This window comes from Flavobacterium ginsengiterrae, assembly GCF_039539785.1.
GTDB lineage: Bacteria > Bacteroidota > Bacteroidia > Flavobacteriales > Flavobacteriaceae > Flavobacterium > Flavobacterium ginsengiterrae.
The window spans coordinates 245,255-269,320 of record NZ_BAABDU010000007.1; the positions used below are offsets into that span (position 1 = coordinate 245,255).

24 protein-coding genes are annotated in these 24,066 nt (G+C 33.2%); 10 read left to right on the top strand and 14 right to left on the bottom strand.

Annotated elements, in window-relative coordinates; genetic code table 11:
• Position 1: 1 nt before the first annotated feature.
• Positions 2 to 1,096 (bottom strand): Nif3-like dinuclear metal center hexameric protein, encoded by a 1,095-nt coding sequence (locus tag ABD859_RS20445; RefSeq protein WP_345146780.1) that lies wholly within the window; start codon positions 1,094 to 1,096, stop codon positions 2 to 4.
• Between the two features lie 133 nt (positions 1,097 to 1,229).
• Here ABD859_RS20445 and ABD859_RS20450 point away from each other — a divergent pair, with 133 nt between their 5' ends.
• A complete protein-coding gene (locus tag ABD859_RS20450; RefSeq protein WP_425554261.1) occupies positions 1,230 to 1,973 on the top strand; it encodes a KilA-N domain-containing protein in 744 nt (247 codons plus the stop codon).
• 81 nt (positions 1,974 to 2,054) lie between these two features.
• Positions 2,055 to 3,077 carry a tetraacyldisaccharide 4'-kinase gene (lpxK, locus tag ABD859_RS20455; protein WP_345146523.1) on the top strand — a complete coding sequence of 341 codons (1,023 nt, stop codon included), beginning with the start codon at positions 2,055 to 2,057 and terminating at the stop codon, positions 3,075 to 3,077.
• 23 nt (positions 3,078 to 3,100) lie between these two features.
• Here lpxK and ABD859_RS20460 read toward each other — a convergent pair whose 3' ends face one another.
• The 3 genes from ABD859_RS20460 to lipA form a co-directional block, all read right to left on the bottom strand.
• Complete coding sequence (locus ABD859_RS20460; protein ID WP_345146525.1) at positions 3,101 to 5,272, bottom strand: tetratricopeptide repeat-containing hybrid sensor histidine kinase/response regulator; 2,172 nt, start codon at positions 5,270 to 5,272, stop codon at positions 3,101 to 3,103.
• Positions 5,273 to 5,298: 26 nt separating this feature from the next.
• Positions 5,299 to 6,297: a type I glyceraldehyde-3-phosphate dehydrogenase gene (gene gap / locus ABD859_RS20465; RefSeq protein WP_345146527.1), complete on the bottom strand. Its 999-nt coding sequence runs from the start codon at positions 6,295 to 6,297 to the stop codon at positions 5,299 to 5,301.
• 63 nt (positions 6,298 to 6,360) lie between these two features.
• Positions 6,361 to 7,227 (bottom strand): lipoyl synthase, encoded by an 867-nt coding sequence (gene lipA, locus ABD859_RS20470; protein ID WP_345146528.1) that lies wholly within the window; start codon positions 7,225 to 7,227, stop codon positions 6,361 to 6,363.
• A gap of 205 nt (positions 7,228 to 7,432) precedes the next feature.
• Between lipA and ABD859_RS20475 the strand changes: the two genes are divergently transcribed.
• A complete protein-coding gene (locus ABD859_RS20475) occupies positions 7,433 to 8,305 on the top strand; it encodes a M48 family metalloprotease (protein ID WP_345146530.1) in 873 nt (290 codons plus the stop codon).
• Between the two features lie 204 nt (positions 8,306 to 8,509).
• Positions 8,510 to 9,385, top strand: a complete 876-nt coding sequence (locus ABD859_RS20480) for a M48 family metalloprotease (RefSeq protein ID WP_345146532.1) — start codon at positions 8,510 to 8,512, stop codon at positions 9,383 to 9,385.
• 58 nt (positions 9,386 to 9,443) lie between these two features.
• Here the strand turns inward: ABD859_RS20480 and ABD859_RS20485 are convergent, their stop codons facing one another.
• The 7 genes from ABD859_RS20485 to murB form a co-directional block, all read right to left on the bottom strand.
• Complete coding sequence (locus ABD859_RS20485) at positions 9,444 to 9,824, bottom strand: PH domain-containing protein (protein ID WP_345146534.1); 381 nt, start codon at positions 9,822 to 9,824, stop codon at positions 9,444 to 9,446.
• 187 nt (positions 9,825 to 10,011) lie between these two features.
• Positions 10,012 to 10,842, bottom strand: a complete 831-nt coding sequence (locus tag ABD859_RS20490; RefSeq protein WP_345146535.1) for an energy transducer TonB — start codon at positions 10,840 to 10,842, stop codon at positions 10,012 to 10,014.
• A 155-nt stretch (positions 10,843 to 10,997) separates the two neighbouring features.
• Entirely contained in the window at positions 10,998 to 11,549 is a 552-nt protein-coding gene (locus ABD859_RS20495; RefSeq protein WP_345146537.1) for an RNA polymerase sigma factor, read from the bottom strand.
• Positions 11,540 to 12,646, bottom strand: coding sequence for a glycosyltransferase (locus ABD859_RS20500; RefSeq protein WP_345146539.1), 1,107 nt, complete (start codon positions 12,644 to 12,646; stop codon positions 11,540 to 11,542). The genes ABD859_RS20495 and ABD859_RS20500 overlap by 10 nt, the downstream gene beginning before the upstream one ends.
• Before the next feature lie 83 nt (positions 12,647 to 12,729).
• Positions 12,730 to 13,344: an FMN-binding negative transcriptional regulator gene (locus ABD859_RS20505; protein ID WP_345146540.1), complete on the bottom strand. Its 615-nt coding sequence runs from the start codon at positions 13,342 to 13,344 to the stop codon at positions 12,730 to 12,732.
• 10 nt (positions 13,345 to 13,354) lie between these two features.
• Positions 13,355 to 13,813 (bottom strand): GNAT family N-acetyltransferase, encoded by a 459-nt coding sequence (locus tag ABD859_RS20510; protein WP_345146541.1) that lies wholly within the window; start codon positions 13,811 to 13,813, stop codon positions 13,355 to 13,357.
• A 36-nt stretch (positions 13,814 to 13,849) separates the two neighbouring features.
• Positions 13,850 to 14,863 (bottom strand): UDP-N-acetylmuramate dehydrogenase, encoded by a 1,014-nt coding sequence (gene murB, locus ABD859_RS20515; protein WP_345146542.1) that lies wholly within the window; start codon positions 14,861 to 14,863, stop codon positions 13,850 to 13,852.
• A gap of 169 nt (positions 14,864 to 15,032) precedes the next feature.
• Here murB and ABD859_RS20520 point away from each other — a divergent pair, with 169 nt between their 5' ends.
• Positions 15,033 to 15,512, top strand: coding sequence for a hypothetical protein (locus ABD859_RS20520; protein WP_345146543.1), 480 nt, complete (start codon positions 15,033 to 15,035; stop codon positions 15,510 to 15,512).
• A gap of 15 nt (positions 15,513 to 15,527) precedes the next feature.
• Here the strand turns inward: ABD859_RS20520 and ABD859_RS20525 are convergent, their stop codons facing one another.
• The 3 genes from ABD859_RS20525 to recF all read right to left on the bottom strand — a co-directional run bounded on the left by ABD859_RS20525 (position 15,528) and on the right by recF (position 18,629).
• Positions 15,528 to 16,577: a glycosyltransferase gene (locus tag ABD859_RS20525; RefSeq protein ID WP_345146544.1), complete on the bottom strand. Its 1,050-nt coding sequence runs from the start codon at positions 16,575 to 16,577 to the stop codon at positions 15,528 to 15,530.
• 89 nt (positions 16,578 to 16,666) lie between these two features.
• Positions 16,667 to 17,344, bottom strand: a complete 678-nt coding sequence (locus ABD859_RS20530; RefSeq protein WP_345146545.1) for a DUF2461 domain-containing protein — start codon at positions 17,342 to 17,344, stop codon at positions 16,667 to 16,669.
• A gap of 205 nt (positions 17,345 to 17,549) precedes the next feature.
• Positions 17,550 to 18,629 (bottom strand): DNA replication/repair protein RecF, encoded by a 1,080-nt coding sequence (gene recF / locus ABD859_RS20535; protein WP_345146546.1) that lies wholly within the window; start codon positions 18,627 to 18,629, stop codon positions 17,550 to 17,552.
• A 240-nt stretch (positions 18,630 to 18,869) separates the two neighbouring features.
• Between recF and ABD859_RS20540 the strand changes: the two genes are divergently transcribed.
• From ABD859_RS20540 to ABD859_RS20560, 5 genes are all read left to right on the top strand, one after another.
• Positions 18,870 to 19,649: a tetratricopeptide repeat protein gene (locus ABD859_RS20540; protein WP_345146547.1), complete on the top strand. Its 780-nt coding sequence runs from the start codon at positions 18,870 to 18,872 to the stop codon at positions 19,647 to 19,649.
• Between the two features lie 82 nt (positions 19,650 to 19,731).
• The gene (ribH, locus tag ABD859_RS20545; RefSeq protein ID WP_345146548.1) at positions 19,732 to 20,304 is read left to right on the top strand and encodes a 6,7-dimethyl-8-ribityllumazine synthase; all 573 of its coding nucleotides are present in this window, start codon (positions 19,732 to 19,734) and stop codon (positions 20,302 to 20,304) included.
• A gap of 163 nt (positions 20,305 to 20,467) precedes the next feature.
• Entirely contained in the window at positions 20,468 to 22,405 is a 1,938-nt protein-coding gene (mutL, locus tag ABD859_RS20550) for a DNA mismatch repair endonuclease MutL (protein ID WP_345146549.1), read from the top strand.
• Positions 22,402 to 23,151, top strand: a complete 750-nt coding sequence (locus ABD859_RS20555; RefSeq protein WP_345146550.1) for a rhomboid family intramembrane serine protease — start codon at positions 22,402 to 22,404, stop codon at positions 23,149 to 23,151. The genes mutL and ABD859_RS20555 overlap by 4 nt, the downstream gene beginning before the upstream one ends.
• A gap of 46 nt (positions 23,152 to 23,197) precedes the next feature.
• The gene (locus ABD859_RS20560; protein ID WP_345146551.1) at positions 23,198 to 24,061 is read left to right on the top strand and encodes a rhomboid family intramembrane serine protease; all 864 of its coding nucleotides are present in this window, start codon (positions 23,198 to 23,200) and stop codon (positions 24,059 to 24,061) included.
• Positions 24,062 to 24,066: the final 5 nt, after the last annotated feature.

Genomic DNA, 24,066 nt, shown 5'->3' on the forward strand with positions numbered 1-24,066 from the left:
TCTATAAGTACTTAACTGGATTTGTATTTTCTTCCGATAAAATGATCGCAAAATTAAGAATTTTTTTTCGAAGATAATCAACAATATAGTTTTTTGTATAGCGTTCGCTCTCAAAATGACCAATATCGGCCAAAAGTAACTTATTTTCTGCTTCATAGAACTGATGATACTTTAAATCAGCGGTTAAAAAAGCATCGGCTCCGGCCTGAATTGCATTTTTAATGGCAAAGCTTCCTGACCCGCCCAAAACGGCTACTTTCTTGATTTTTTTTCCTGTAAAAACCGAATGGCGAATACCGCGCGCAATCATCATTTCTTTTACATACAAAAGAAATTCTTTTTCTTCCATTTCATTTTCGAGTTCGCCAATCATTCCTAAACCAATATTTTGCTGTGCGTTCTCTAAATTGTAAACTTCATAAGCCACTTCTTCGTAAATATGATTTGTGAGCAGGGCTTTTACAACTTTTGACTGAAGATGTTTTTCAAAAATAACTTCAATTTTTATTTCAGTTCCGGTATGTAGTTTTCCTTTTTCGCCAATAACGGGGTTGCTTTTTTCGTTTCCTTTAAAAGTGAAAAAACCTTCAGAATTAAAACTGCAGTTGTCATAATTTCCAATTGTTCCGGCTCCGGCTTCAAACATTGCATTTCGCACTTTTTCTGAATTGTCAGGAACTGTATAGGTTACTAATTTTTGAAGGAATTGCTGTTTCGGAATCAGGATTTTGGTATTAATTAAACCCAAGGCATTGCTGAAAATTTTATTTACACCCTGCGCGTGGTTGTCAAGAGCAGTATGAACGGCATAAATGGCGATATCATTTTTTATGGCTTTTAATATAGCGCGCTCAACATAATTTTTGCCCGTAATTTTTTTTATGCCCGAAAATAAAATGGGGTGAAAACACACAATTAAATTGCAGTTTTTATTTTTTGCTTCTTCAACTACATTTTCAAGAGCATCATGACAGACTAAAATTCCGGTACTGTTAGTTTCCGGATCTCCCACTAAAAGTCCCACATTGTCAAAATCTTCTGCATAGGCCAGCGGAGCCATTTCTTCGAGTACGGTTATGATGTCTTTAATTTTCATTTTGGTTTTTATTTCAAGTTTTGTGCTAGATTTCATGATTTTTTAATGAATACGAAACCTAAAAACAAATTAACGAAAAAAATTATACTTTCGTAAAATGAAGTTGAAATGGATTTAATGTTGAAATTATTGCATGGCGAAGAATAAAAAAATAACTGTTCAGGGAATTGATGTTGTTGTATATGAAAATGATAAAGATGATTTTATGTCACTTACCGATATTGCCAGACATCGTGATAATGAACGCAGTGATTATATCCTGCAAAACTGGATGAGAAATCGCAGTACAATTGAGTTTATTGGATTGTGGGAAAAATTTAATAATCCCAATTTTAATTCCATCGAATTCGATGGAATTAAAAATATGGCAGGTTCCAATAGTTTTTCTTTAACTCCTAAAAGATGGATTGAAGCTACAAATGCTATTGGAATTGTTTCGAAAACGGGAAGATACGGCGGAACATTCGCTCATAAAGATATTGCTTTTGAATTTGCAACTTGGTTAAGCGCTGAATTTAAATTTTATCTGATAAAAGAGTTTCAGCGATTAAAAGAAGAGGAAAGTAGTATTAAAAAATTGGAATGGAATTTACAAAGAACTATTTCAAAAATTAATTATAAAATTCATACAGATGCTATTAAGGAAAAATTAATTCCCCTAACCATTAGTAACAAACAAAAGAATTTTATTTATGCAGATGAAGCAGATATTTTAAATGTTGCAATGTTTGGTAAAACAGCAAAAGAGTGGAGAGATGAAAATCCAGATGAAAAAGGAAATATTAGAGATATAGCATCAATAGAGCAATTGGTAGTGTTGTCGAATCTTGAAAGTATAAAATGCGATGCTTATACAACAAGGAATAAGTCAAAATGAAAGATTGATGCAATTAAATGAAATTGGAATTAATCAAATGAAATCTCTAATACAGTCTAACGTTTTGAATAAATTAAAATAATGAACTTACTTCGAAAAATACTTTTCCCCTTTGCCGTTTTATACGGATTTATAACCAGTATTCGTAATATTCTTTTCGATAAAGGAATTCTTAAATCGACTTCATTTAACGTTCCTGTAATTGCAGTTGGAAATCTAAGTGTAGGCGGAACGGGAAAAACACCTCAAATAGAATATTTAATTCGTTTATTATCTGATAAATATAAAATAGCGACATTAAGCCGCGGTTATAAAAGAAAATCAGAAGGTTTTGTTTTGGCCGATGAAAATGCCAATGCCGAAATTTTAGGAGATGAACCTTTTCAGTTTTTTCAAAAATTTCCAAATGTACAGGTTGCAGTTGATGCCAATCGTACAAACGGAATTACACAGTTGCTTTCGCAAAAAAATAAACCGCAGGTTATTTTATTAGATGATGCTTTTCAGCATCGAAAAGTAAGAGCCGGTTTTTATATTTTGCTGACTTCTTACGGTGATTTATATGCTGATGATTTTATGCTGCCAACCGGAAATTTGCGTGAGAGTAGAAGCGGAGCCGAAAGAGCCAATATTGTTGTCGTTACAAAATGTCCAAAACATTTACCAGAACAAGAACAAGCAGAGATTCGGTTAAAATTAAAACTAAGCTGTTCACAACAGATTTTTTTCTCGTTTATAGATTATGATACTGTGATTTTGGGTAAAGATGAAAGAATTTCTGTAGATGAAATAAAATCAGAATCGAAACTGCTTTTAGCCGGAATTGCAAAACCACAGCCGTTTTTTGATTATTTAAAAAATGAAACCGACGAATGTTTAACCTTTCCGGATCATCATCATTTTTCTGAAACAGATTTAGAGTTAATTCAAAATAAAGCCAATGGCAGAAAAATAATAACAACCGAAAAAGATTATGTTCGTTTAAAAGATTCCAAATTGGTTTCGCAGCTATATTATCTGCCTATAAAAAGTACTTTTATAAATCATCATCAAAATTTTGACGTCTCGATTTTAGAATATGTAAAAACTAATTTAGAATCTTAGTATCTCATTTTTCAGAACTTTTGTTAATCAAAAAACTTAGCAATTGTGCTGTAAAATTCATCCGGAACAAAAGGTTTTGTAATTACATCATTCATTCCAAAAGATAAAAGCATATCGCGGTTTTCGTCTAAAGAAATAGCTGTTAAAGCAATAATTGGAGTTGTTTTGTCAAACTCTCTAATTTGTTGTGTTGCGGTGGTTCCGTTAATTCCCGGTAAGTGTACATCCATTAAAATCATATCAAAGCGTTTAACTTTTAAAAGTTCAACCGCTTCTTCGCCATTGTCGAGAATTTCACAGGTAATAGCTTTATTCTCGAGCATTTTTCTGGTAATCATTTGGTTGATTTTATTGTCTTCAATCAACAAAATAGATTTATGTTTTAATTGTTTGTCGTTATATGGTTTTTCTTCTGTAACTGCTTCCAAAGGTTCGTTATTAATTTTAAAATTTAATTTGAAAGTAAAAGTTGATCCTTTTCCAACTTCACTTTTTAGTTTGATTTCGCCTCCCAAAAGTTCAATTAACTTTTTAACAATCGTAAGCCCTAAGCCAGTTCCGCCGTATTTTCTGTTTACTTCAATAGATCCTTGCGAAAAACTTTCAAATACGGTTTGTAATTTATCTTCCGGAATACCAATTCCTGTATCGACTATTTCAAAATAAACGGTTGCATTTTCATCTTCTTCTGCAAATAATTTAGCAATAACATTTACATGTCCGTTTTGGGTAAACTTAAGGGCGTTGTTAATTAGGTTTAATATGATCTGGGATAATTTTGTGGGATCGCCAATTAAATTGTCGGGAATTTGTTTGTCGACTTCAAGGTTGAAATAATTTTTATTCGCAGCTGCTAATTCTTTAAGCGAGCTTTGAATATTGACAAGTAATTCTTTTAAATTGAAACTGATGTTTTCGACCTCGACTTTTGTAGAGTCTATTTTATTAATCTCCAGAATTTCGTTGATAAAAGTAGTTAAGTAATTTCCGGAGAATTTGAGCGATTCTAAGTATTTTAGCTGCGCTTTTTTAGGATTGTCTTCGAGAAGTAAGTGTGTGATTCCGTTAATTGCATTTAGCGGAGTCCGGAGCTCATGGCTCACAGTAGATAAAAATTCGGATCTTGCTTTTGATGCTTTTTCGGCTTTGTTTTTAGCCAAAATAAGCTCTTTGTTTTTTTCTCTTAAAAGAAGATTGTTCTGATTACGAATAATATTGTTTTTGTACAAAGCCAGACTCAACAGCGATAAAATAGAAATTAAAGCAATGGCCAGAATACTTACTAATTTAGAATAACGATAGGTTTTAAGCTGGATTTTTTCTTCGCTTTCTCTTTTTATAGTATTATTTAAAGTTTGATTTTTTTTGAATTTCTGAAATTCATTAAAATCGATTTTGGCATTTTTTAGTTTTAAAATATAATTTTCTAACTGATAATGCTCATCTAAATAAGAGTAGGCAAGGTCATAATTTTTGTTTTGTTTGTAGTATTTGCTTATTGCTAAAACAATTTTTGATTTTTGAGCCAGATCGTTTGTTTTTTCATTGTAATCCAGGGCTTTGTCGAAATAAATTATAGCAGAATCGTTCCTTTTTAAATGAGCTTCAATTAATCCAAGCTGATAATACGATTTGATTTTTGTTTTTACAACAGATGGGTTATCGGCTGTTTTTATGATTTTTTGAAAAGTCTTGGCAGCAAGCGGGTAGTTTTGGTTTGATTTAAAAGCCATTGCTTTTTGGAAATTTAAAACTTCTGAGCTGTCGACTACGCCAAGTTGTTTTAAAAGTTTTTGTGCTTTTGCATAATAAACATCGGCCGTTTTGTAATCGCCTTTTGCAGTATTTGCTACGCCAATATAATGTAAAGCTAAAATTTTGGTACAAGTAGGTTTTACACTATCAAAGGAAGCCACGCTTTTATGGAAGTTTTTTAATGCTTCGTCGTATTTCCGCTGATTGTAATAAATTTTACCAAGCTTAAAAGTCTGGTTTGCCAAATCCTCTGGAATGTGATTGGTCTCGCAAAAATCGATAGATTTTTTAGTTAAAAGAACAGCTTCATTGTATTCTTGACTATTCAGTTTTTTGTTTGCCAGTTTGTTATAATAGGAAATGCTGTCTGTATTCTGTTTGGTTTGAGAATACAAAAATGGATTTAAAAAACAAACAACAATTAAAAGATAGTACTTCATGTATGCCTGCGCTTTTACAATGAATCTTATGTTTTTCTTATCAGTAAAATCAAATCGATTAAGCGCGATGAATAGCCAATTTCGTTATCGTACCAACCCACAACTTTTACCATTTTGTCTATAACAGAGGTTAGCTGTGCGTCAAACAAACACGAATGTGTATTGCCAATTACATCAACAGAGACGATAGGATCTTCTGTGTAATCTAATATTCCTTTTAAATTTGTTTTTGAGGCTTTTTGAAATGCAATGTTAATTTCTTCAATAGTAACAGCACGTTTAACATTGAACGTGATGTCTGTCAATGAACCATCGGGAACTGGTACACGAATGCCGCATCCTCCGATTTTTTCGTGCAATTTAGGAAAAATTTTTGTTAATGCCTTAGCTGCACCTGTTGTTGTTGGAACAATCGACTGACTGGCACCTCTGGCACGGCGCAAATCCTTATGTGGCTGGTCGTGAAGACTTTGGTCTGTCGTAAAAGAATGTATTGTGGTAATGTACGCCTGTTCGATTCCGCATAATTCTTCAATGATTTTTATCATCGGTGCGGCGTTGTTTGTAGTACAGCTAGCATTAGAAACAATATTTTCTGTTCCATCTAATATGTTTTCGTTTACACCCAGAACAACCGTTTTAATCGTGTCAACTTCTGATGGGGCAGAAAGTATTACTTTTTTTGCTCCGGCTTCTATGTGGGCGTTTAGTTCTTCGTGTGTTTTGTATTTTCCGGTCGATTCGATTACAAAATCTATCGAATGGTTTTTCCAGTCCAGATTTGAAATACTTTTTTCATGAAAAAACAAATAATGTTTTTCGTTTACTATAATTCCCTTTTCGTCAAAACTTACATTAAAAGGAAGCACTCCGTGAATACTGTCGTATTTTATTAAATGCGACATTGTTTTATTATCTGCAATATCATTAATTGCAACAACTTCAATTTCAGGATGATTTATAAGGAGACGGAATAAATTTCTTCCAATTCTTCCAAAACCATTAATAGCAATTCTTGTTTTCAATTCTTGTTTATTTGTTTAACCGTTTAATCGTTTAACCGGTTGTACAATTAAACGATAAACTTTTTATAAAATATGCTTTTGTGCTTTATATGAAGAACGTACAAGCGGGCCGCTTTCGACGTGACGGAAACCTAACTCAATACCGTATTTTTCATATTTGGCAAATAATTCAGGAGTTATAAATTCTTTTACAGGCAAATGTTTTTTCGTTGGCTGTAAATATTGTCCAATAGTAACTACATCTACATTTGCATCGCGCAAATCTCTCATTGTCTGGTAAACTTCTTCTTCAGTTTCTCCAAGTCCCAGCATAATTCCAGATTTAGTTCTGTTTATTCCTTTTTCTTTCAAATAGCGTAAAACTTCTAAACTACGGTCATATTTTGCCTGAATACGTACTTCACGCGTTAAACGACGTACTGTTTCCATATTATGAGAAACTACCTCAGGATTTGCTTCCACAATTCGGTCAATGTTTCTTTCAATTCCCTGAAAATCCGGAATTAAAGTTTCAAGAGTAGTATTTGGGTTCATTCTGCGGATGGCTTTTACAGTTTCCATCCAAATAATAGAACCCCCGTCTTTTAAGTCATCTCTGTCAACACTTGTAATAACTGCGTGTTTAATGTTCATGATTTTAATAGAACGGGCCACTTTTTCAGGTTCGTCCCAATCTACCGTTTCAGGTCTTCCGGTTTTAACACCGCAAAAACCGCATGAACGAGTACAAACGTTTCCTAAAATCATAAAAGTTGCTGTTCCTTCGCCCCAGCATTCTCCCATATTTGGGCAGCTTCCAGAAGTGCAGATTGTATTTAAACTATATTTATCGACTAAACCTCGCAGTTCAGTATATTTTTGTCCAATAGGTAATTTTACCTTCAGCCATTTTGGCTTTGCAGGTGGTATGTTTTCAATGACTGTTTCCATATATCATAAATCTGAATACAAAGATAATGAATGTAGTTTATTTGGAGACGTTAATTTGCTTTTCCTTTACGTTTCGTGCATACAGATGCAGCTTCTGTTTGAATTAAACTACAATTTTACCTTATTCTATTATAAATTTGACTTCTTGGGGTAATACAAAAATCTAGTAATTCTAATTTTTGTTGCTAATTTAATAGTATACAAAATGAAAAAAAGATTTATTGTATTAGGAATTTTACTTGCTGTTTTTGGTTTTAATAAAATGAATGCGCAAATTCTTTCTGATAAAGCGATGGGAGCTGTAGGAAAGGGAGTTTCGGGATTTACTTTTAGTGATGCCGATGCTGTGGCTCTTGCCAAACAATCAATCGCAGAATTAGATGCAAATAATCCTGTTGCCGGACCGGCTGATGGTTATGCCATTCGTTTAGAACGTGTATTTGGAAAACATGCTTCTACAGACGGAGTTACTCTAAACTATAAAGTTTATCTGGTAAAAGATATTAATGCATTTGCCTGTGCCGATGGAAGTGTTCGCGTATTTGCAGGTTTAATGGATATTATGGATGATAATCAATTACTTGCTGTTATAGGACATGAAATTGGTCACGTTGTTAATCATGATACAAGAGATGCAATAAAAGCGGCTTATAAAAAAGAAGCGCTGTTAGATGCGGCATCATCACAGTCAGGAAAAATGGAAACTCTTACTCAGTCGCAGTTAGGACAATTAGGAAGCGCTATGATTGACAGTAAACACAGCCGTAAACAAGAATCTGAAGCAGATGCATTTTCTTATGACTTTATGAAAAAAAATGGTTACGATGTCAATGCAGTAGAATCAGCTTTTAGAATCCTTCAAAATTTAAGTGAAGGAGCAGATGCTTCTTTCATGACCAAAATGATGAGCTCGCATCCGGATTCTGGAAAAAGAGCCGATGCAGCGAAGAAAAAGGCAACAAAAGATGGTTTGTATAATGCTTACGTACAGCAGAAAATTGACAATACTGCACCTGTAAAAGCTAAAACACCTGCAAAAGCAGCGCCTGCTAAAAAGACAGCAACAAAAAAGAAATAATTTTTTTATATATAAACGCAAACCGGCAAATTCAACAGAACTTGCCGGTTTTTTTGTTTAAAATATTCTGTGGATACCAATAAATAATGATGAAATAACTTGTTTAAATTTTATATCTTTATTTGTTGAAAAAACAAGCTTTCTGTGAAATGAAATAGCATTTTGTTATGCTACATTTGTTGTCAAATTGTAATTATAAAAAATATGAAAAAGAAAATTATAATAGCAGGGCTCTTATTTGCAGCGTTTGGTTTTACGAAAATGAATGCGCAGATTAATTTAGGAGACAAAGCGATAGGAGCACTTCAAAAAGGTGTTGCCAGTTTTACCTTAAGCAACGCCGATGCAGCAGCACTATCTAAAGAAGCTGTACGCAAATTAGATTCGACTAATGAAGTGGCAGGGCCAAATGATGGTTATGCTTTACGATTAAACCGTGTTTTTGGAAAACACACAGCCGGCGAAGGTTTTACATTAAACTATAAAGTCTATAAGCTGAAAGAAGTAAATGCTTTTGCAACAGCAGATGGAAGCGTACGTGTTTATTCTGGTTTAATGGATATTATGGATGATAATGAATTGCTGGCAGTAATTGGTCATGAAATTGGTCACGTTGCTAACAATGATTCCAGAGATGCTATGCGAGCTGCTTATCAAAAAGAAGCTTTAATTGATGGCGCGTCTTCACAATCAGCAAAAATTTCAGCTGTTACTGATAGTCAGTTAGGAAAAATAGGCAGTGCTTTAATAGATAGTAAACACAGTCGTAAACAAGAAACAGAAGCAGATTTATACTCTTATAATTTCTTAAAGAAAAATGGTTATAATGTAAATGCTGAAGAATCTGCATTTAGAATTTTAGCTAAAATGAGTGAAGGATCTGAAGCTTCATTCATCGATCAAATGATGAGTTCTCACCCGGATTCTAAAAAAAGAGCTGATGATGCGAAAGCAAGAGCAGAAAAAGACGGAGTTTATAAACCGTATGTACAGCAAAAAATAGACAACTCAGTTCCTAAAGCTGCAACTACGAAAAAAACAACGACTACTACAAAGAAAACTACGACAAAGAAAAAGTAGTTTTGAGGACATAAAAAAAACGGCAAACTTAAATTTGCCGTTTTTTTTATGTTTAAAATTAACCTAAAACATGATGTGCCAAAACTTTTTGCACGTCATACACGTTAACTGATTTATTAAATTGTTTTACAATGCTTGGATTTAATTCGCTCGAAACCCAGATTTTTAATTCGGCATCAAGATCAAAAGTTCCAGCTGTTTCTACACTAAAACGAGTAATGCTTTTGTAGCCAATGGATTTATATTCTGTTTTGCTTCCTGTTAATCCTTGAACATCGACTAGAATTAATCTTTTGTTTGTAAAAATGAAAGTATCACGAATTAGTTTAAAACCCATTTCAATTTGTTCGTTGCTCGTTAAAAGCTGACCGTATTTTTGAAGTAAATCTTCCTGACTTACCGTTCCTGCATTCCCCATAAGGGCTGAAAATATTCCCATTTTATTTGTTTTTATCGTTTGATTTTCTTTTTGTGGTAATGTAAAAGTAAATAAAATCGCTGATAAAAATTATATGCTAATATGAAGAGATTAGAATTGTTTAAAGCTCAGCTAGAATATTTTTACTTGCTTTAAAGGGGGATTTTTTGCATAAAAAAAGCAGAACCTAAGTTCTGCTTTTTTATTTTTATTCTGCTTGTGTTTGTATTGTTATTGGAAGGTTGTAGGCGGTTCTAACTGCTTTTCCACCGATCATTCCAGGTTCCCATTTTGTTTTTAATGATTTTAAAACTCTAACAGCTTCTTTTCCTAATCCATATCCTGGATCGTTTTTAACTACGATATCTGTCATTGAACCGTCTTTTTCAATTACGAATGAAACATATACGCGTAAAGTTCTGTCAGCATCCAATTCTGGTTTAGTGAAATTATTCCCCACAAAAGTGTAGAATTTTTTAATACCACCCGGAAACTCAGGCATTTTATCTAATGCAGCAGGGGTATAAGGTCCAGTAACTGCAGGAGCTTCAACTTCTCCAGGACCTGATTCTCCAGAAGAAGGTATTGTATTAACACTTGTTCCTGGTCCTGTGTTGGTATTATCTACAACAGGAGCGTTTTCTTTATTAGTTGCAATTTCTGTAACCGCTTCATCTGGATGAGTAATAACAGGATTTGTTAACTGAGATGAAGTTACAGGAGCTTGTGATGCAGGCTCTTGCTTTTGCGGAGGTGCAACGTGCTCTTGTATTTTAGGTTTTACAATGTCGTCGATTTTTACGACCACTAATGGTTGTTCGTAAATTTGAGGTTCTGCTTCTACAGGGCGATCATTACTAAGTTTATTAATCAGCATCGATACACTTCCCAAGGCTGTTAATAACAACAAGGCCATAAACAACGCATTTACAGTTGTTTTAGAATTTTCCTGACGTAATTGATACGCTCCGTATTCTTTGTTTTTGTTTTCGAAAACAAGATCAGTCCACTTGCTTTCATAGATGCTTAATTTAGTCATGATTTTTGGATTTTAAGGTTAAGTAACTTTAAATCATACGCGATAAGGATTGGGTTTTAGCAAACAACGCAGAAGTTGTTGTTTTAGTGTGTGAATAAATAAGTTTTTTAAGAAAAAATGTGATTATATTTTATTCTTTTCTTAAAGATAATAAATTATCTATTACGATTGATGATCTCTGCTAATAATTTTTTAGCGCGTAGTATTTTTACTTTAACATTACTTAAAGGTTCATCAATCTTGTCAGCAATTTCTTGATAAGATAACTCTTGAAAGTAGCGAAGCTGAATTACTTCCTGATAATGGGGCTTTAATTCTTTGATGCATAAAAGCAAACGCGAGAGGTTTTGCTCTTTAATTAAAGCATCTTCTGCAGATGGGGTAGTGTCGGCAATGTTGTATGCCTGCTGGTCTTCGGTATCAGTTATTTCAATAAAAAGACTGGTTTTCTTTTTTCGCAGTAAATCAATATAAACATTTTTTGCAATAGCGATAAGCCAGGTATTGAACTGGAATTCTGGATTGTAGGAGGCTATTTTGTCAAAAGCCTTAGAGAAGGTTTCTATGGTAATATCTTCGGCAGTGGTTTCGTTTTCAGTACGTTTAAGCATGAAACTGTAGACTTCATTCCAAAAATAATCTAATAAAAAAGTAAAGGCGACCTGGTCACCTTTTTTTGCTTTTTCTATTTTAGAATTTATTTCCAATATACCGGTTTTGAAAAAATATTAGTTATAAAGATATTAATTTGCGTTAATATAAGCGCTATCTCTACAATAGGAAACCAAATTTTAATATCATTTTCCTTTAATTTTCCGGCAGAAAATCCAATTACTGTCCAAACCACTGTATATCTTGTTGCCAAAATAGCTACTACAGCAATCCATTGAAATTGAAACGCCAGTAAAATAATAACTGATAAAAAGAAAAATAATTGCGAACAAAAGAAAAGTCCTAATTGAAATTTATCAAAAAACTTATAATATTCTGCTGTAGAAATATGTCTTCTTTTTTGAGTAAACCAATCTCTAAAAGATTCTTTTGGGTTTGAATATGTAAAACTTTCAGGATTATAAGCAATTGTAGTGTTTGCTTTATTTGCCGCTTGATTAATGAACAAATCATCATCGCCAGAGCGAACCTGTATATGATCAATAAAACCATTTACATTAAAAAACTCTTCTTTTTTATAAGCCAGATTTCGGCCCACGCCCATATAAGGAAGTCCGGATTTTGCCCACGAAAAATATTGAACTGCCGTTAAAACGGTTTCAAAACGAATTATTTTATTTAAGAAAGAACGTTCTCTTTTTTCGTAACCTCCGTATCCCAGAACAATTGTTTTTTCTGTGCTGAATTGAGATGTCATGGCGGTAATCCAGTCTTTAGAAGTTGGATAACAATCAGCATCTGTAAATAAAAGGTAATCTTTTTTAGCAGCTTTAATTCCTAAGGTTAAAGCGTATTTTTTATTTCCCCAAAAAGCTTCGTTATTTTCAACTTTAACTAAACGGATATTTGGATATTGTTTTTCAAATTCTTCAAAAACTTCAAGAGTTTCATCGCTGGATGCGTCGTCAATTAAAACAACTTCAAAGTCAGGATAATTTTGTTCTGCTAATAACGGGACAAATTTCTTTACATTTTCTTCTTCATTTTTTGCACACACGATTACAGATACCGGAATGCTTTTTTGTGTAATCTCTTGAGGTTTAGCAAAGGCAAACTTTCCAAAAATTCCTAAATAGTAGAAAAGTTGAATGAAAACAACAGCAATAAAGAAGTAAAATAAAGTTATAAGCATATAGTTTAATGTCTGTTAGTACTTGAATTTTTGAGAGAACAAATGTAGTTATGAATTACTAATTTTCAATGTTTAATACCAATTTACTTTCGGCATTTTGACATTTCTTTTGCAACAGCAATAGACAGAGGGTTTTCTGTTTTTTCTAATTCCGAAATTATGTTTTTATAATTGTGATCGTCACGGTTTTGTGAAAGCTTTTTTGTTGCCTGAATTTCATCAATTTCGATTTCAAGACCAAAAATTCCTCTGGCTTCACGCATTGTTTTTGAAGATAAATTTTCTACACGCACCGGATTCTCAGAATTTGCTTCGTATTTATCAACGAGTTTTTTTAATTGCTCTACAGAAGTTTCATAATCAACAATCTTAATGCGTCCGTAAACATGTACGGCTATATAATTCCATGTAGGCACATTTTCGTGATCGTACCAAGAAGAAGAAATATAACTGTGAGCGCCAGAAAAAACAGCTAAAACCTGATCATTTTCTCTAAAACCTTCGGCTTGAGGATTTAATTTTGAAATATGACCTTCCAGTATTTCTTTTCCATCGGCATTTATTGCTAGTTCCATAGGAATATGTGTTGCACATAATTTTCCGTTGGTTTGGTTGATTAGAATTCCAAAACTGTTTTCTTTTAGAAATGCTTTGATTTCTTCCTGATTTTCGTTTTTGTATAAATCTGGTGTATACATGGGTTTGTTTTTATTTCAAAGATTTTCCAAAACAAATCGCTTCGGGGCGGTTTATATATTTTCCGTAATTTGGAATTACCTGATATTTATGTTTTGTGTAAAATTGAACAGCTTCATGATTTTTTACACGTGTTTCCAAAACTAAATTAGTAAAGCCAATGTTTTTTGCTTTTTCTTCCAGAAAAGTTAAAATAGAGGTTCCAATTTTCTTTTGCGGAAGCTTCGAATACATTCGTTTTACTTCTGCGGTATTTTCGTCGACGGGTCTAAATGCTCCGCAGCCTACAATTTCATTGTTTAATTCGGCAATGACAAAAACAAATTTAGAGTTATCAGGCTGCCAATCTGTAAAAGAATTTTTTCCACTGCTGCCAAAACGCATCAATAAATTGGCTGATAATTCTTCTGTAATTTCAAAAGCCTTTTTGTCGTCTGGATTAATAGTTACTATTGTTATTGAATCCTTCATAATAGAATTAATGAAATGGAGTTTGAAACAAAAAAATTAAATCACATTTACTTCTGCTTCAATCTTGATTCCGAATTTTTCAAACACAGCTTTTTGAACTTCTTTTGAAACTGCTAAAATTTCCTGTCCCGTTGCATTCCCATAATTTACCAAAACCAAAGCTTGATTTTTATGAACTCCGGCATCGCCAAAACGTTTTCCTTTAAAACCAGCTTGTTCAATAAGCCAGCCGGCAGGAACTTTTACTTCGGTTTCAGAAACTTCATAAAACTTCATTTCAGGGAATTTCTGATGAATTTTTTCAAAATCAGATTTTAGTACAATCGGATTTTTGAAGAAACTACCGCTGTTTCCTAATTCTTTCGGATCTGGTAATTTGCTTTGTCTGATAGCGATTACAGCATTGCTGACATCTTTTAATGTTGGTTCTGTAATGTTGTTTTTTGCCAGTTCTGCCAGAATATCTCCGTAAGAAGTATTGATTTTATGATTACGCTTGCTCAGTTTAAAAATTACCGAAGTAATAATATATTGATCTTTTACTTCGTTTTTAAAAATACTTTCGCGATAACCAAAATTGCATTCTTCATTCGAGAAAGTTTTCATTTCCTGAGTGGCAATATTTATGGCTTCGCAGGAAACAAAAGTGTCTTTAATTTCGGTTCCGTAAGCGCCAATGTTCTGAACAGGAGTTGTACCAACGTTTCCGGGAATAAGAGACATGTTTTCTAATCCGCCAAAGTTGTTTTCGATTGTCCAAAGTACGAAATCATGCCATACTTCGCCTGCCTGACTTTCTACCCAGACAAAATCGTCGTCTTCTTTAATTATTTTTTTGCCTTTTAAATCAATATGAATAACCAGTGCGTCAATGTCTTTGGTTAAAAGCATATTACTGCCGCCTCCTAAAATGAACTTTTTTTCGTTTTTATTTTCTTCTAAAATTGTTTTTAATTCAGCAGTTGAGCGAACTGCGACAAATTGTTTAGCGCTGGCTTCAATGCCAAAAGTATTGTGTTTTTTTAAAGAAAAATTGGATTGGATTTCCATAAATAAAAGGCTTTTTAATCTGTGTCAAAAGTATGAATTATAAGTTTTGGTTTAACGGCGAAGACGTGCAAAGTTTTTTGAAGGCTTTAGAATAAATGTAGGCTTTAAATATTTTGTTCTTAATTAGGTTCTGTTTTTTTGTAAGTTTGAATTAAGTAATAGTGTAATTATGTTAAAATCAATTAGTAAAAACGGATTCGTGTTTTTTCTTATTCTAAATGCATTTTGGTCAATATCTTCTTTTTCCCAAACAGATTTAGTAGGAGAATGGAAAACAAAAGATATAATTGGATATACAGATCTTACAGAATTTTCTTTGACAAAAGAGAAAGAAGCTAATTATGCTTGTCGTTTGACATTTAAGTCAGATGGTACATTTTTTTGTGATGTACCAGTAAAATGTCTTAATGATTGTTTTGTTTTTACTTCTGGAACATATGTGCAAGTTGATAATAATCATATACATTTAATTGTAAAAGATGCTCATTTTGTTGGATTAACTTGCAAGATGAAAAACTTAAGTAAAGAAGATATTGTTAAAGATTTAGGTGTTTTTTACATTCATAAAGATGGAGAAACAATTCGATTGATTCCGAGTAGCGGAATTTTGGAAGATAATAAAAAAGTTTCTTTGGTTGATCCAGAATAATAAAGCTAAATATTTTTAATTGTTTCGCGAGTTCAACAGCCCATGATATTTCTCCGAAATAACCTTCATGTTAATATCATAATTAGCATTTTCTTCTACGAATTTTCTATTTCGAATAATGGCTTCATTTCGTAATTCCGGATTTTCAAAAGACCAGATTAATTCTTCTGCAAGCATTTTAATATTGTCAATTTCTATTAATTGTCCGTTTTCGCGATGCGTAATCCAGCTTTGATTTCCGGGGATATCAGAAACTACAGGAAAACAATTAGATGCCATGGCTTCAAATAAAGAAGCAGAAACACCTTCCGTAATGGGCATGCTAATGTAAATGTTAGATTGCTGCAGTAATTTTGGAAGTTCGGTATTTGGAATTCTTCCGGTAAAAATCACTTTATTTTCAATTTGCAATTCTTTGGTTAAATCTTTTAAAAACTGTAAACGAGTTCCGTCGCCCACAATTGTTAATGAGAAGTCAATTCCTTTTTGGTGTAAAATGCCAAAAGCTTTTAAAATAGAATCATGTCGATATTCTGGTTGAAGTGAACGCGTTACAATCGCTTCAATTTTATTGGAATTATTTACAACTGGAGTAAAAAGCGACAAGTCAATTCCTTTTGGAAGAACCAATACTTTATTCATATCCACACCAATTTCTTTCATGTGAATTGTCATAACCGGACCCCAGGCATGAATTAAATGTGCTTTTTTGAAAGCATATTTCTGAATGAATTTTTTAAAAGGATATAAAGCAGAATCTTCCGGCCATAAGTCTGTTCGGCCCTGCTGAGCAATTGCAATTGTTTTTGATCCGGATAAAGCGGCTAGAAATCCGTAACTGGTCGTTCTTTCGGCAATAACCATATCCGGTTTTTCTTTCTTGATTATTTTTCGAATAGAAAGAGGAGAAAGAAGATATTCTAAAATACGTTTGAATCTGTAATTGTTGGAAGTTTGAAGTTCCCAGGTGATGATTTCAAAATCGCCAAATTCTTTCAGGCCTTTCATCCAGGTTATGGCATCGGCACGATAAGATTCTCCCAGAAAAAGTATTTTTCTTTTCATTCAGTTATTGTTTTTGCCACAGATTAAAAAGATTAAAAGGATTTTTGTTCCCGCGAAAAATTAATCTGTGTAATCTGTGGCAAATAAAACTAAAATTCTTCAGTTTCTAAAGCACGATTTATGAATTCGTTCAGAGGTTTTAAAGTAATAAGTTTTTTGGTCATTTTAGAAACGAAGTCTTTTTGAGTTACTTCGGCAATATCATAGGGTTGAGTTGCAGTAAAGCTTTTCAATTTTAAAAACTCAATTGCCGGATGGTCTTTTTCGTAACCACGAGGCATGCTTTTAAGTGAATTATTTTCGTTTATGTCTAAGTTTTTAAATTCTTTTTTGAAGTTTTTGTCATTTAAAATTTCCTGTAAATCATCATAGAAAAAAGCAATTTCTTTGCGGACTTTTTTCAAATCATCCGCATCAGGCGAATAAAATCCGCCGGCAATAAAACTCGCCCCTTTTTCAATATGTACATAATAACCGGAACGATTTGCGCCTTTTGCTCCTGCAGAAAGCCAAACGCCCAAATGTGCTTTGTATGGAGATTTGTCTTTTGAGAATCGAATATCACGATTAATTCTAAAGGTACAATCTTTAATTTCAAGTGATTCCAATGAAGGATCAAGTGGTTTCATCGCATCCAGAAAATCACTTACCAGTTGGTGATAATCTTTTTTAAAGATTTCGTAACGTTTTTTATTCTCCTGAAACCATTCGCGGTTATTGTTCTTTTTTAAATCGTCTAAAAATTGCAATGATTCTTTCGTTAGCATATTCCTTTATATATTAATTGCAGTTGTTTTTAATTTTTGTTCAGGCTAATTTAAGGATTTCCATTTTGGGATTAATAATAAAACCTGATACAAATTGTATCAACTTTGTCAAAGTTTCAATTTGCCACAGATTAAAAAGATTAAAAGGATTTTTATTTGCTAATGTTAATCTGTGAGAATCTGTGAAATCTGTGGCTTACAAAAATCACAAATTAAATATCTTGTAAGTTTGATGCGTTGATTTTACAATCGCTTCGGTTCTTTCAGGATGTGTATCAGAAATAAAAAGCTGTCCAAAAGTTTCACCGTTTACCATTTCGACAATTTTAGCAACGCGGGTTTCGTCGAGTTTGTCAAAAATATCATCAAACAATAAAATAGGAGTTACACCGCTTTGTTTCTTTAAAAATTCAAATTGAGCCAGCTTTAAAGCAATCAAAAATGATTTTTGCTGTCCCTGAGAACCGAATTTCTTTATAGGATGCGAATCAATTTCAAAAGACAAATCATCTTTATGAATTCCCGAAGTTGTATAATGTAACGCTCGGTCTTTATTTATGTTTTCCTGTAAAAGTGTTAAAAGGTCTTTTTCGAACAAATGACTTTCGTAAACCAACTGTACTGATTCTTCAGAACCAGTTATAGCCTGATGATGTGTATTAAATATAGGTATAAACTGTTCCAGAAAATCTTTTCGTTTTTCAAAAATCGATTTTCCAAATTCGTTTAACTGTTCATTATATATAGATAAGGTATCATTATCAAAAGTGTGATTGAGGGCAAAATACTTTAAAAGAGCATTTCGCTGTACAATTACTTTTTGATATTGTATAAGCTGGTGCAGATAAGAGGAGTCTAACTGCGAAATCACGCTGTCCATAAATTTACGGCGTGTTTCACTTCCTTCAACAATTAAATCGCGGTCAGCAGGCGAAATAATTACGAGCGGAATAAACCCAATATGATCTGAAAATTTATCATAGGCTTTTCCGTTTCTTTTTAAAACCTTTTTCTGTCCTTTTTTTAAACTGCAGACAATTTGCTCTGTTCTCTCATTTTTTTCCAGTTCGGCATCAATAACAAAAAACTCTTCTCCGTGTTTGATATTTTGAACAGCAAGCGGATTAAAATAACTTTTTCCATAAGCCAAATGGTAAATTGCATCAAGTACATTGGTTTTTCCAATGCCGTTTTTGCCTACGAAACAATTGATTTTGATGTCGAAATCAAAACTGGCTTCGGAGAAATTTTTATAATTAAATAATGAGATTTTGTTTAAATGCATTTTTTAAGGAACTCTAAAAAGAAATTACGGTTTTGAAGAGTAAATTTTGAAGATGTAAAATTATCTAATTTTATCGATATAAAGGGCTTTTGGTACATTTCAAGTTCATTTATTTTAATGCTGATGCGAAAGCAGTTAGGCTTACTAAAAATATTTCTTTTAAAATAGTGATAATTTTGATTTTTTTTGCCTCAGTTTCAAGAAAAATTTTATTTTTGCCGTTCACTAAATTAATTTTAAATGGCTACTTACAATAAAAGAGGATATAAAGCACCAAAAGAGAAGGAAGTTAAAGAAGTAACTGAAGAACAACAGGTAGTAATTGATGAAAAAGACAGCACAACAGCTGGTGTTTTTTCTAAATTAGATGAAACTGCTTCAAGAACTGAGGATTGGGTTGCTAAAAATCAAAAAATCATTATTGGTTTAGTTGCTGGTATTGCAGTTGCTACTATTGGATATTTAGCTTACCAAAAATTTATTGAAGCTCCTAAACAGGATGAAGCTGCAAATGAAATGTTTGTTGCGCAGCAAAACTTTCAAAAAGCGGTTGACGGTGTAGCAAGTGATTCATTATACAAATTAGCATTAAACGGTTCTGAAGGTAAATTTGGATTTGTAAAAATTGCTGACGAATATTCTGGAACTGATGCCGGAAATTTAGCAAACTATTATGCTGGTATGGCATATTTAAATACAGGTAAATTTGATGATGCTATTAAATATTTAGGCGAATTCAAATCTGATGATTTAATCTTAAGCGCTTTAGCAAAAGGTGCTATTGGAGATGCTTATTCTCAAAAAAATAATCAAAAAGAAGCTTTAAGCTATTATGTAAAAGCTGCAGAATCTAATAAAAACGATTTTACTACACCTCGTTTCTTATTAAAAGCGGCTAAAACTGCTATTGCTTTAGGTCAGAAAGAAGATGCTTTAAAATATCTTAATGATATTAAAGACAATTTCGATGCAACTCCAGAAGCTGGTTCTGTTGATGCTTTGATTGGATTAGCACAATAAAAATTTTAGACTTTAGATTTAAGATTGTAGATTTGTAGTATAAGAATCGAAACTCTTAAATCAAAAAACTAAAATACTACAGATGGCTACTGAAAATAAAAATCTATCAGAATACGATAAAAACACGATCCCAAATGCGAAAGACTTTCGATTTGGGATTGTTGTTTCTGAGTGGAATGATGTTATAACAGAAGGACTTTATAATGGTGCTTTTGAAGCACTAATTGATTGTGATGTTCCTGCACAACAAATCATCCGCTGGAATGTTCCGGGAAGTTTTGAACTCATTTACGGAGCAAAAAAAATGCTGCAAACACAAAATGTAGATGCAGTTATTGTTATTGGATGTGTAATTCAGGGAGAAACAAAACATTTTGATTTTGTCTGCGAAGGTGTTACACAGGGAATAAAAGATTTGAATGTTCAAACTGATATTCCTGTTATCTTCTGTGTGCTGACAGACAATAACATGCAGCAGTCTATTGACCGAAGCGGCGGTGTTCATGGAAACAAAGGTACCGAAGCGGCAATTGCAGCTATTAAAATGGCATATATTCGTCAGCAGGCGTCGATTTCGCATGCTTTCAATCAGCCTTTACTATCTTCGGGCGCGCTTCAAATTGAAGAAACGCCTATAAAAATCGAAAAAGAATAAAACACGTTTGTTTTAAAATATTAAAACCTATACTGTGTAATAATAGTATAGGTTTTTTGTTTTTTTTATGATTGCTGTTGTTCTAAAAGCAAATCAAAATTCACTAAATTTGTAATTCTTGGTTTGTAAAATTTAACCTAAACTTTTAAAATATTTTTGCTTAATGTCGAGTATTATTCAATTGCTTCCTGATCACGTTGCTAACCAGATTGCTGCTGGAGAGGTGGTTCAAAGACCCGCTTCAGTCGTAAAAGAATTGTTAGAAAATGCTGTTGATGCCAAAGCAACTGATATTAAATTGATTATAAAAGATGCCGGTAAATCATTAGTTCAGGTTATCGATAATGGCGTTGGAATGACGGTTACAGATGCGCGTTTATGTTTTGCACGTCACGCAACTTCAAAAATTCGTCAGGCAGAAGATTTGTTTTCACTTGGAACAAAAGGTTTTCGCGGAGAAGCTTTAGCATCTATTGCTGCGATCGCGCACATGGAAATGAAAACCAAACAAGATCAGGATGAACTAGGTACGCATATTATAATTGAAGGAAGTAAATTTGTTTCTCAGGAAGTGGCCGTTTTGCCAAAAGGAACTTCATTTGCGGTTAAAAATTTGTTTTTTAATATTCCTGCCCGCCGAAACTTCTTAAAGTCAGATACAGTTGAATTTCGCCATGTAATGGATGAGTTTCAGCGTGTCGCTCTGGCACATCCTAACATTCATTTTAGTTTTTATCATAACGGAAGCGAATTATATAATCTTCCTGCAGCAGGTTACCGCCAGCGAATTGTAGGGATTATGTCGGGTAAAACGAATGAAAAGTTAGTTCCTGTTAATGAAGATACTGAAATTATCAATATTCAGGGATTTGTTTGTAAGCCTGAATTTGCAAAGAAAAACAGGGGAGAGCAGTTCTTTTTTGTAAATGATCGTTTTATAAAAAGCGGTTATCTGCATCATGCGGTAATGGCAGCTTACGACGGACTTTTAAAAGATGGTTCTCAGCCAAGTTATTTCTTATACCTTCAAGTACCGCCAAATACAATTGATATTAATATTCATCCCACAAAAACTGAAATTAAGTTTGATGATGAACAGGCTTTGTACGCAATCCTTAGAGCTTCTATTAAACATAGTTTAGGACAATTTAATGTAGCCCCGGTTTTAGATTTCGACAGAGACTCAAACTTAGATACACCCTACCATTACAAAGATGTAGAAGCAGAAATACCGACAATTCAGGTTGACGGAACTTTTAATCCTTTTACAGATGATAAAACAAATCAGCATTATACAAAATCGAGCGGTGGATCGGGAAGTTATAGTTCTGGAGCTTCTTCATCTTCTTTTTCTGGTTCCGGATCAGGTTCGTCGTATTCAGGTTATTCAAAACGAGTTGAACCTACTGCAAGCTGGGAAAGTTTGTATGTAGGCTTAGATACTGAAAATCCGGAAACTATTGAAAGTTCACCTTTTACATTCGAAAATGAAGAGGTAACATCTTCTTTGTTTAATGACGATGAGGTTGAACAGGCAAGTCAAAAAACATATCAAATTCATAAAAAATATATTGTTTCGCCTATAAAATCCGGAATGGTGATTGTAGATCAGCAGCGTGCACATCAACGTATTTTATACGAACAATTTTTGCTGAATATGACCGTAAATCAAGCGGCGAGCCAGCAATTGCTTTTTCCTTTAGATTTGTTTTATTCTGCGGGAGAAATGAAATTAATAGAAGAGCTAAAGCCTTCATTAGAAACAACAGGATTTGTGTTTGATGAGTCAAAATCAGATCATGTTGTAATTTCTGGTATTCCGGTAAATATTACCGAAAGTGAAGTTTCTCTTGTAATTGAGCAATTATTAAGCGATCTTCAGGATGGAATTCCTGCAAACAGTTACAGTCAGAATGATACTATTGCCAAATCAATGGCGAAAAGTTTAGCGGTTAAAACAGGATCGTATTTAACCGAAAAAGAGCAGGATAATTTAGTAAATGGATTATTTGCCTGCAAAGATCCAAATATTTCACCTTTTCAGAAACCAACTTTCATCACCATGCGTGTTGAAGATATAGATAAAAAGTTTGCCTTATGATGAATATGACTCCAGTTGTAAAACAACTGCTTATAATTAATATTATTTTTTTTATTGGTTCTCAGTTAGTGCCGGTTTCTTATGAATATCTGGCTATGTTTTTTCCTGAAAATCCAAATTTCCGAGGCTGGCAGCCAATTACGCATATGTTTATGCATGGCGGTATTATGCATATTGCTTTTAATATGTTTGCGTTGGTTTCGTTTGGATCTGCGCTAGAGCATTTTTGGGGAGGAAAGAAATTTTTATTCTTTTACATTTCCTGCGGATTAGGATCTGCTTTGCTTCATACGGCAGTAAATTATTATTTCTTTGAAGATACGATAAGCACTTTAACAGCAAACGGATTTAATAAGGCGGATATAATGAATCTTTTAAGTCAGGGGAAAATAGATACCAGATGGCAGGATTTAGTTGGAGAAGTTAAATTTCAAGGATTTACTAGTGCATATATTGGTACTGTTGTAGGGGCATCTGGAGCAATTTATGGTTTGCTGACTGCTTTTGCATTTATGTTTCCTAATGCTGAATTAGCACTTTTATTTATTCCTGTGCCAATTAAAGCAAAATATTTTGTTCCCGGACTTTTGTTAATCGACTTATTTCTTGGTGTTAAAGGTACTTCTTTGTTTGGAGGCGGAGGAACAGGTATTGCGCACTTTGCACACGTAGGTGGTGCTATTGCAGGTTTTTTAATGATGTTGTACTGGAAAAAAAATCAGTTTAACAACAATCGTTGGAATTAATTTTTAACTTTAAATTGATTAACTTTAAGAACCAAAAGAAGACTTTATGAATATCCTTGACGATTTAAAACTTCAATATAAATTAGGCGGTATCGCTTTGCGTGTTATTTATTGGAATATCGCTTGTTTTCTCATTTCTTTAGTTTTTTTCTATCAATTTTCTAACGGAGGTTTTATTTTTCCAAACTGGCTGGCATTGTCTTCAGATCCTCAGGTTTTTATGTTTAAGCCGTGGACATTTTTAACCTATGCATTTTTTCATTTTGGATTTATGCATTTGTTATTTAATATGCTGGTTTTAAATTTTGCCAGTAATTTATTCCTGACATTTTTCTCTCAAAAACAATATTTGGGATTATATATTTTAGGAGCCATTTTTTCGGGAATTGTTTTCGCCCTAAGTTTTTATGTTTTAGGAACTTCGGCATCTATAGTAGGAGCTTCGGCAGCTATAATGGCAATTTTGGTAGCGGCAACAACCTATCAGCCTTTAATGAATGTGCGATTGTTTTTGTTTGGAAATGTTAAACTTTGGCATATTACAGGTGTTATTTTGGTTTTGGATTTAATGCAGTTTCGTTTAGAAAATATGGGAGGTCATATTTCGCATTTAGCGGGCGCATTTTTTGGATTCGTCTTTATTAAACTGCTTCAAAACGGAACAGACTTAAGTATAATAATTACCAGAATATTGGACTTTTTTGCTAATCTTTTTAGAAAATCTCCAACGACCCCATTTAAAACTGTTCATAAGAATTATAAAAAACCTACCGAAAAAACAACATCAAAAATTGTCACAAAAGACAAAACGCAGCAACAAATCGATGAGATTTTAGACAAGATCAGTCAGTCTGGTTACGACTGCCTGACAAAAGAAGAAAAAGAGTTTTTGTTTAAAGCTGGAAAATAATCCTT

Bases quoted from the DNA above. Each gene is read 5' to 3' on its own strand.
- ABD859_RS20445 (WP_345146780.1), bottom strand. From the start codon at position 1,096: ATGAAAATTAAAGACATCATAACCGTACTCGAAGAAATGGCTCCGCTG.
- ABD859_RS20450 (WP_425554261.1), top strand. From the start codon at position 1,230: ATGGCGAAGAATAAAAAAATAACTGTTCAGGGAATTGATGTTGTTGTA.
- lpxK (WP_345146523.1), top strand. From the start codon at position 2,055: ATGAACTTACTTCGAAAAATACTTTTCCCCTTTGCCGTTTTATACGGA.
- ABD859_RS20460 (WP_345146525.1), bottom strand. From the start codon at position 5,272: ATGAAGTACTATCTTTTAATTGTTGTTTGTTTTTTAAATCCATTTTTG.
- lipA (WP_345146528.1), bottom strand. From the start codon at position 7,227: ATGGAAACAGTCATTGAAAACATACCACCTGCAAAGCCAAAATGGCTG.
- ABD859_RS20475 (WP_345146530.1), top strand. From the start codon at position 7,433: ATGAAAAAAAGATTTATTGTATTAGGAATTTTACTTGCTGTTTTTGGT.
- ABD859_RS20480 (WP_345146532.1), top strand. From the start codon at position 8,510: ATGAAAAAGAAAATTATAATAGCAGGGCTCTTATTTGCAGCGTTTGGT.
- ABD859_RS20485 (WP_345146534.1), bottom strand. From the start codon at position 9,824: ATGGGAATATTTTCAGCCCTTATGGGGAATGCAGGAACGGTAAGTCAG.
- ABD859_RS20490 (WP_345146535.1), bottom strand. From the start codon at position 10,842: ATGACTAAATTAAGCATCTATGAAAGCAAGTGGACTGATCTTGTTTTC.
- ABD859_RS20500 (WP_345146539.1), bottom strand. From the start codon at position 12,646: ATGCTTATAACTTTATTTTACTTCTTTATTGCTGTTGTTTTCATTCAA.
- ABD859_RS20505 (WP_345146540.1), bottom strand. From the start codon at position 13,344: ATGTATACACCAGATTTATACAAAAACGAAAATCAGGAAGAAATCAAA.
- ABD859_RS20510 (WP_345146541.1), bottom strand. From the start codon at position 13,813: ATGAAGGATTCAATAACAATAGTAACTATTAATCCAGACGACAAAAAG.
- murB (WP_345146542.1), bottom strand. From the start codon at position 14,863: ATGGAAATCCAATCCAATTTTTCTTTAAAAAAACACAATACTTTTGGC.
- ABD859_RS20520 (WP_345146543.1), top strand. From the start codon at position 15,033: ATGTTAAAATCAATTAGTAAAAACGGATTCGTGTTTTTTCTTATTCTA.
- ABD859_RS20525 (WP_345146544.1), bottom strand. From the start codon at position 16,577: ATGAAAAGAAAAATACTTTTTCTGGGAGAATCTTATCGTGCCGATGCC.
- ABD859_RS20530 (WP_345146545.1), bottom strand. From the start codon at position 17,344: ATGCTAACGAAAGAATCATTGCAATTTTTAGACGATTTAAAAAAGAAC.
- recF (WP_345146546.1), bottom strand. From the start codon at position 18,629: ATGCATTTAAACAAAATCTCATTATTTAATTATAAAAATTTCTCCGAA.
- ABD859_RS20540 (WP_345146547.1), top strand. From the start codon at position 18,870: ATGGCTACTTACAATAAAAGAGGATATAAAGCACCAAAAGAGAAGGAA.
- ribH (WP_345146548.1), top strand. From the start codon at position 19,732: ATGGCTACTGAAAATAAAAATCTATCAGAATACGATAAAAACACGATC.
- mutL (WP_345146549.1), top strand. From the start codon at position 20,468: ATGTCGAGTATTATTCAATTGCTTCCTGATCACGTTGCTAACCAGATT.
- ABD859_RS20555 (WP_345146550.1), top strand. From the start codon at position 22,402: ATGATGAATATGACTCCAGTTGTAAAACAACTGCTTATAATTAATATT.
- ABD859_RS20560 (WP_345146551.1), top strand. From the start codon at position 23,198: ATGAATATCCTTGACGATTTAAAACTTCAATATAAATTAGGCGGTATC.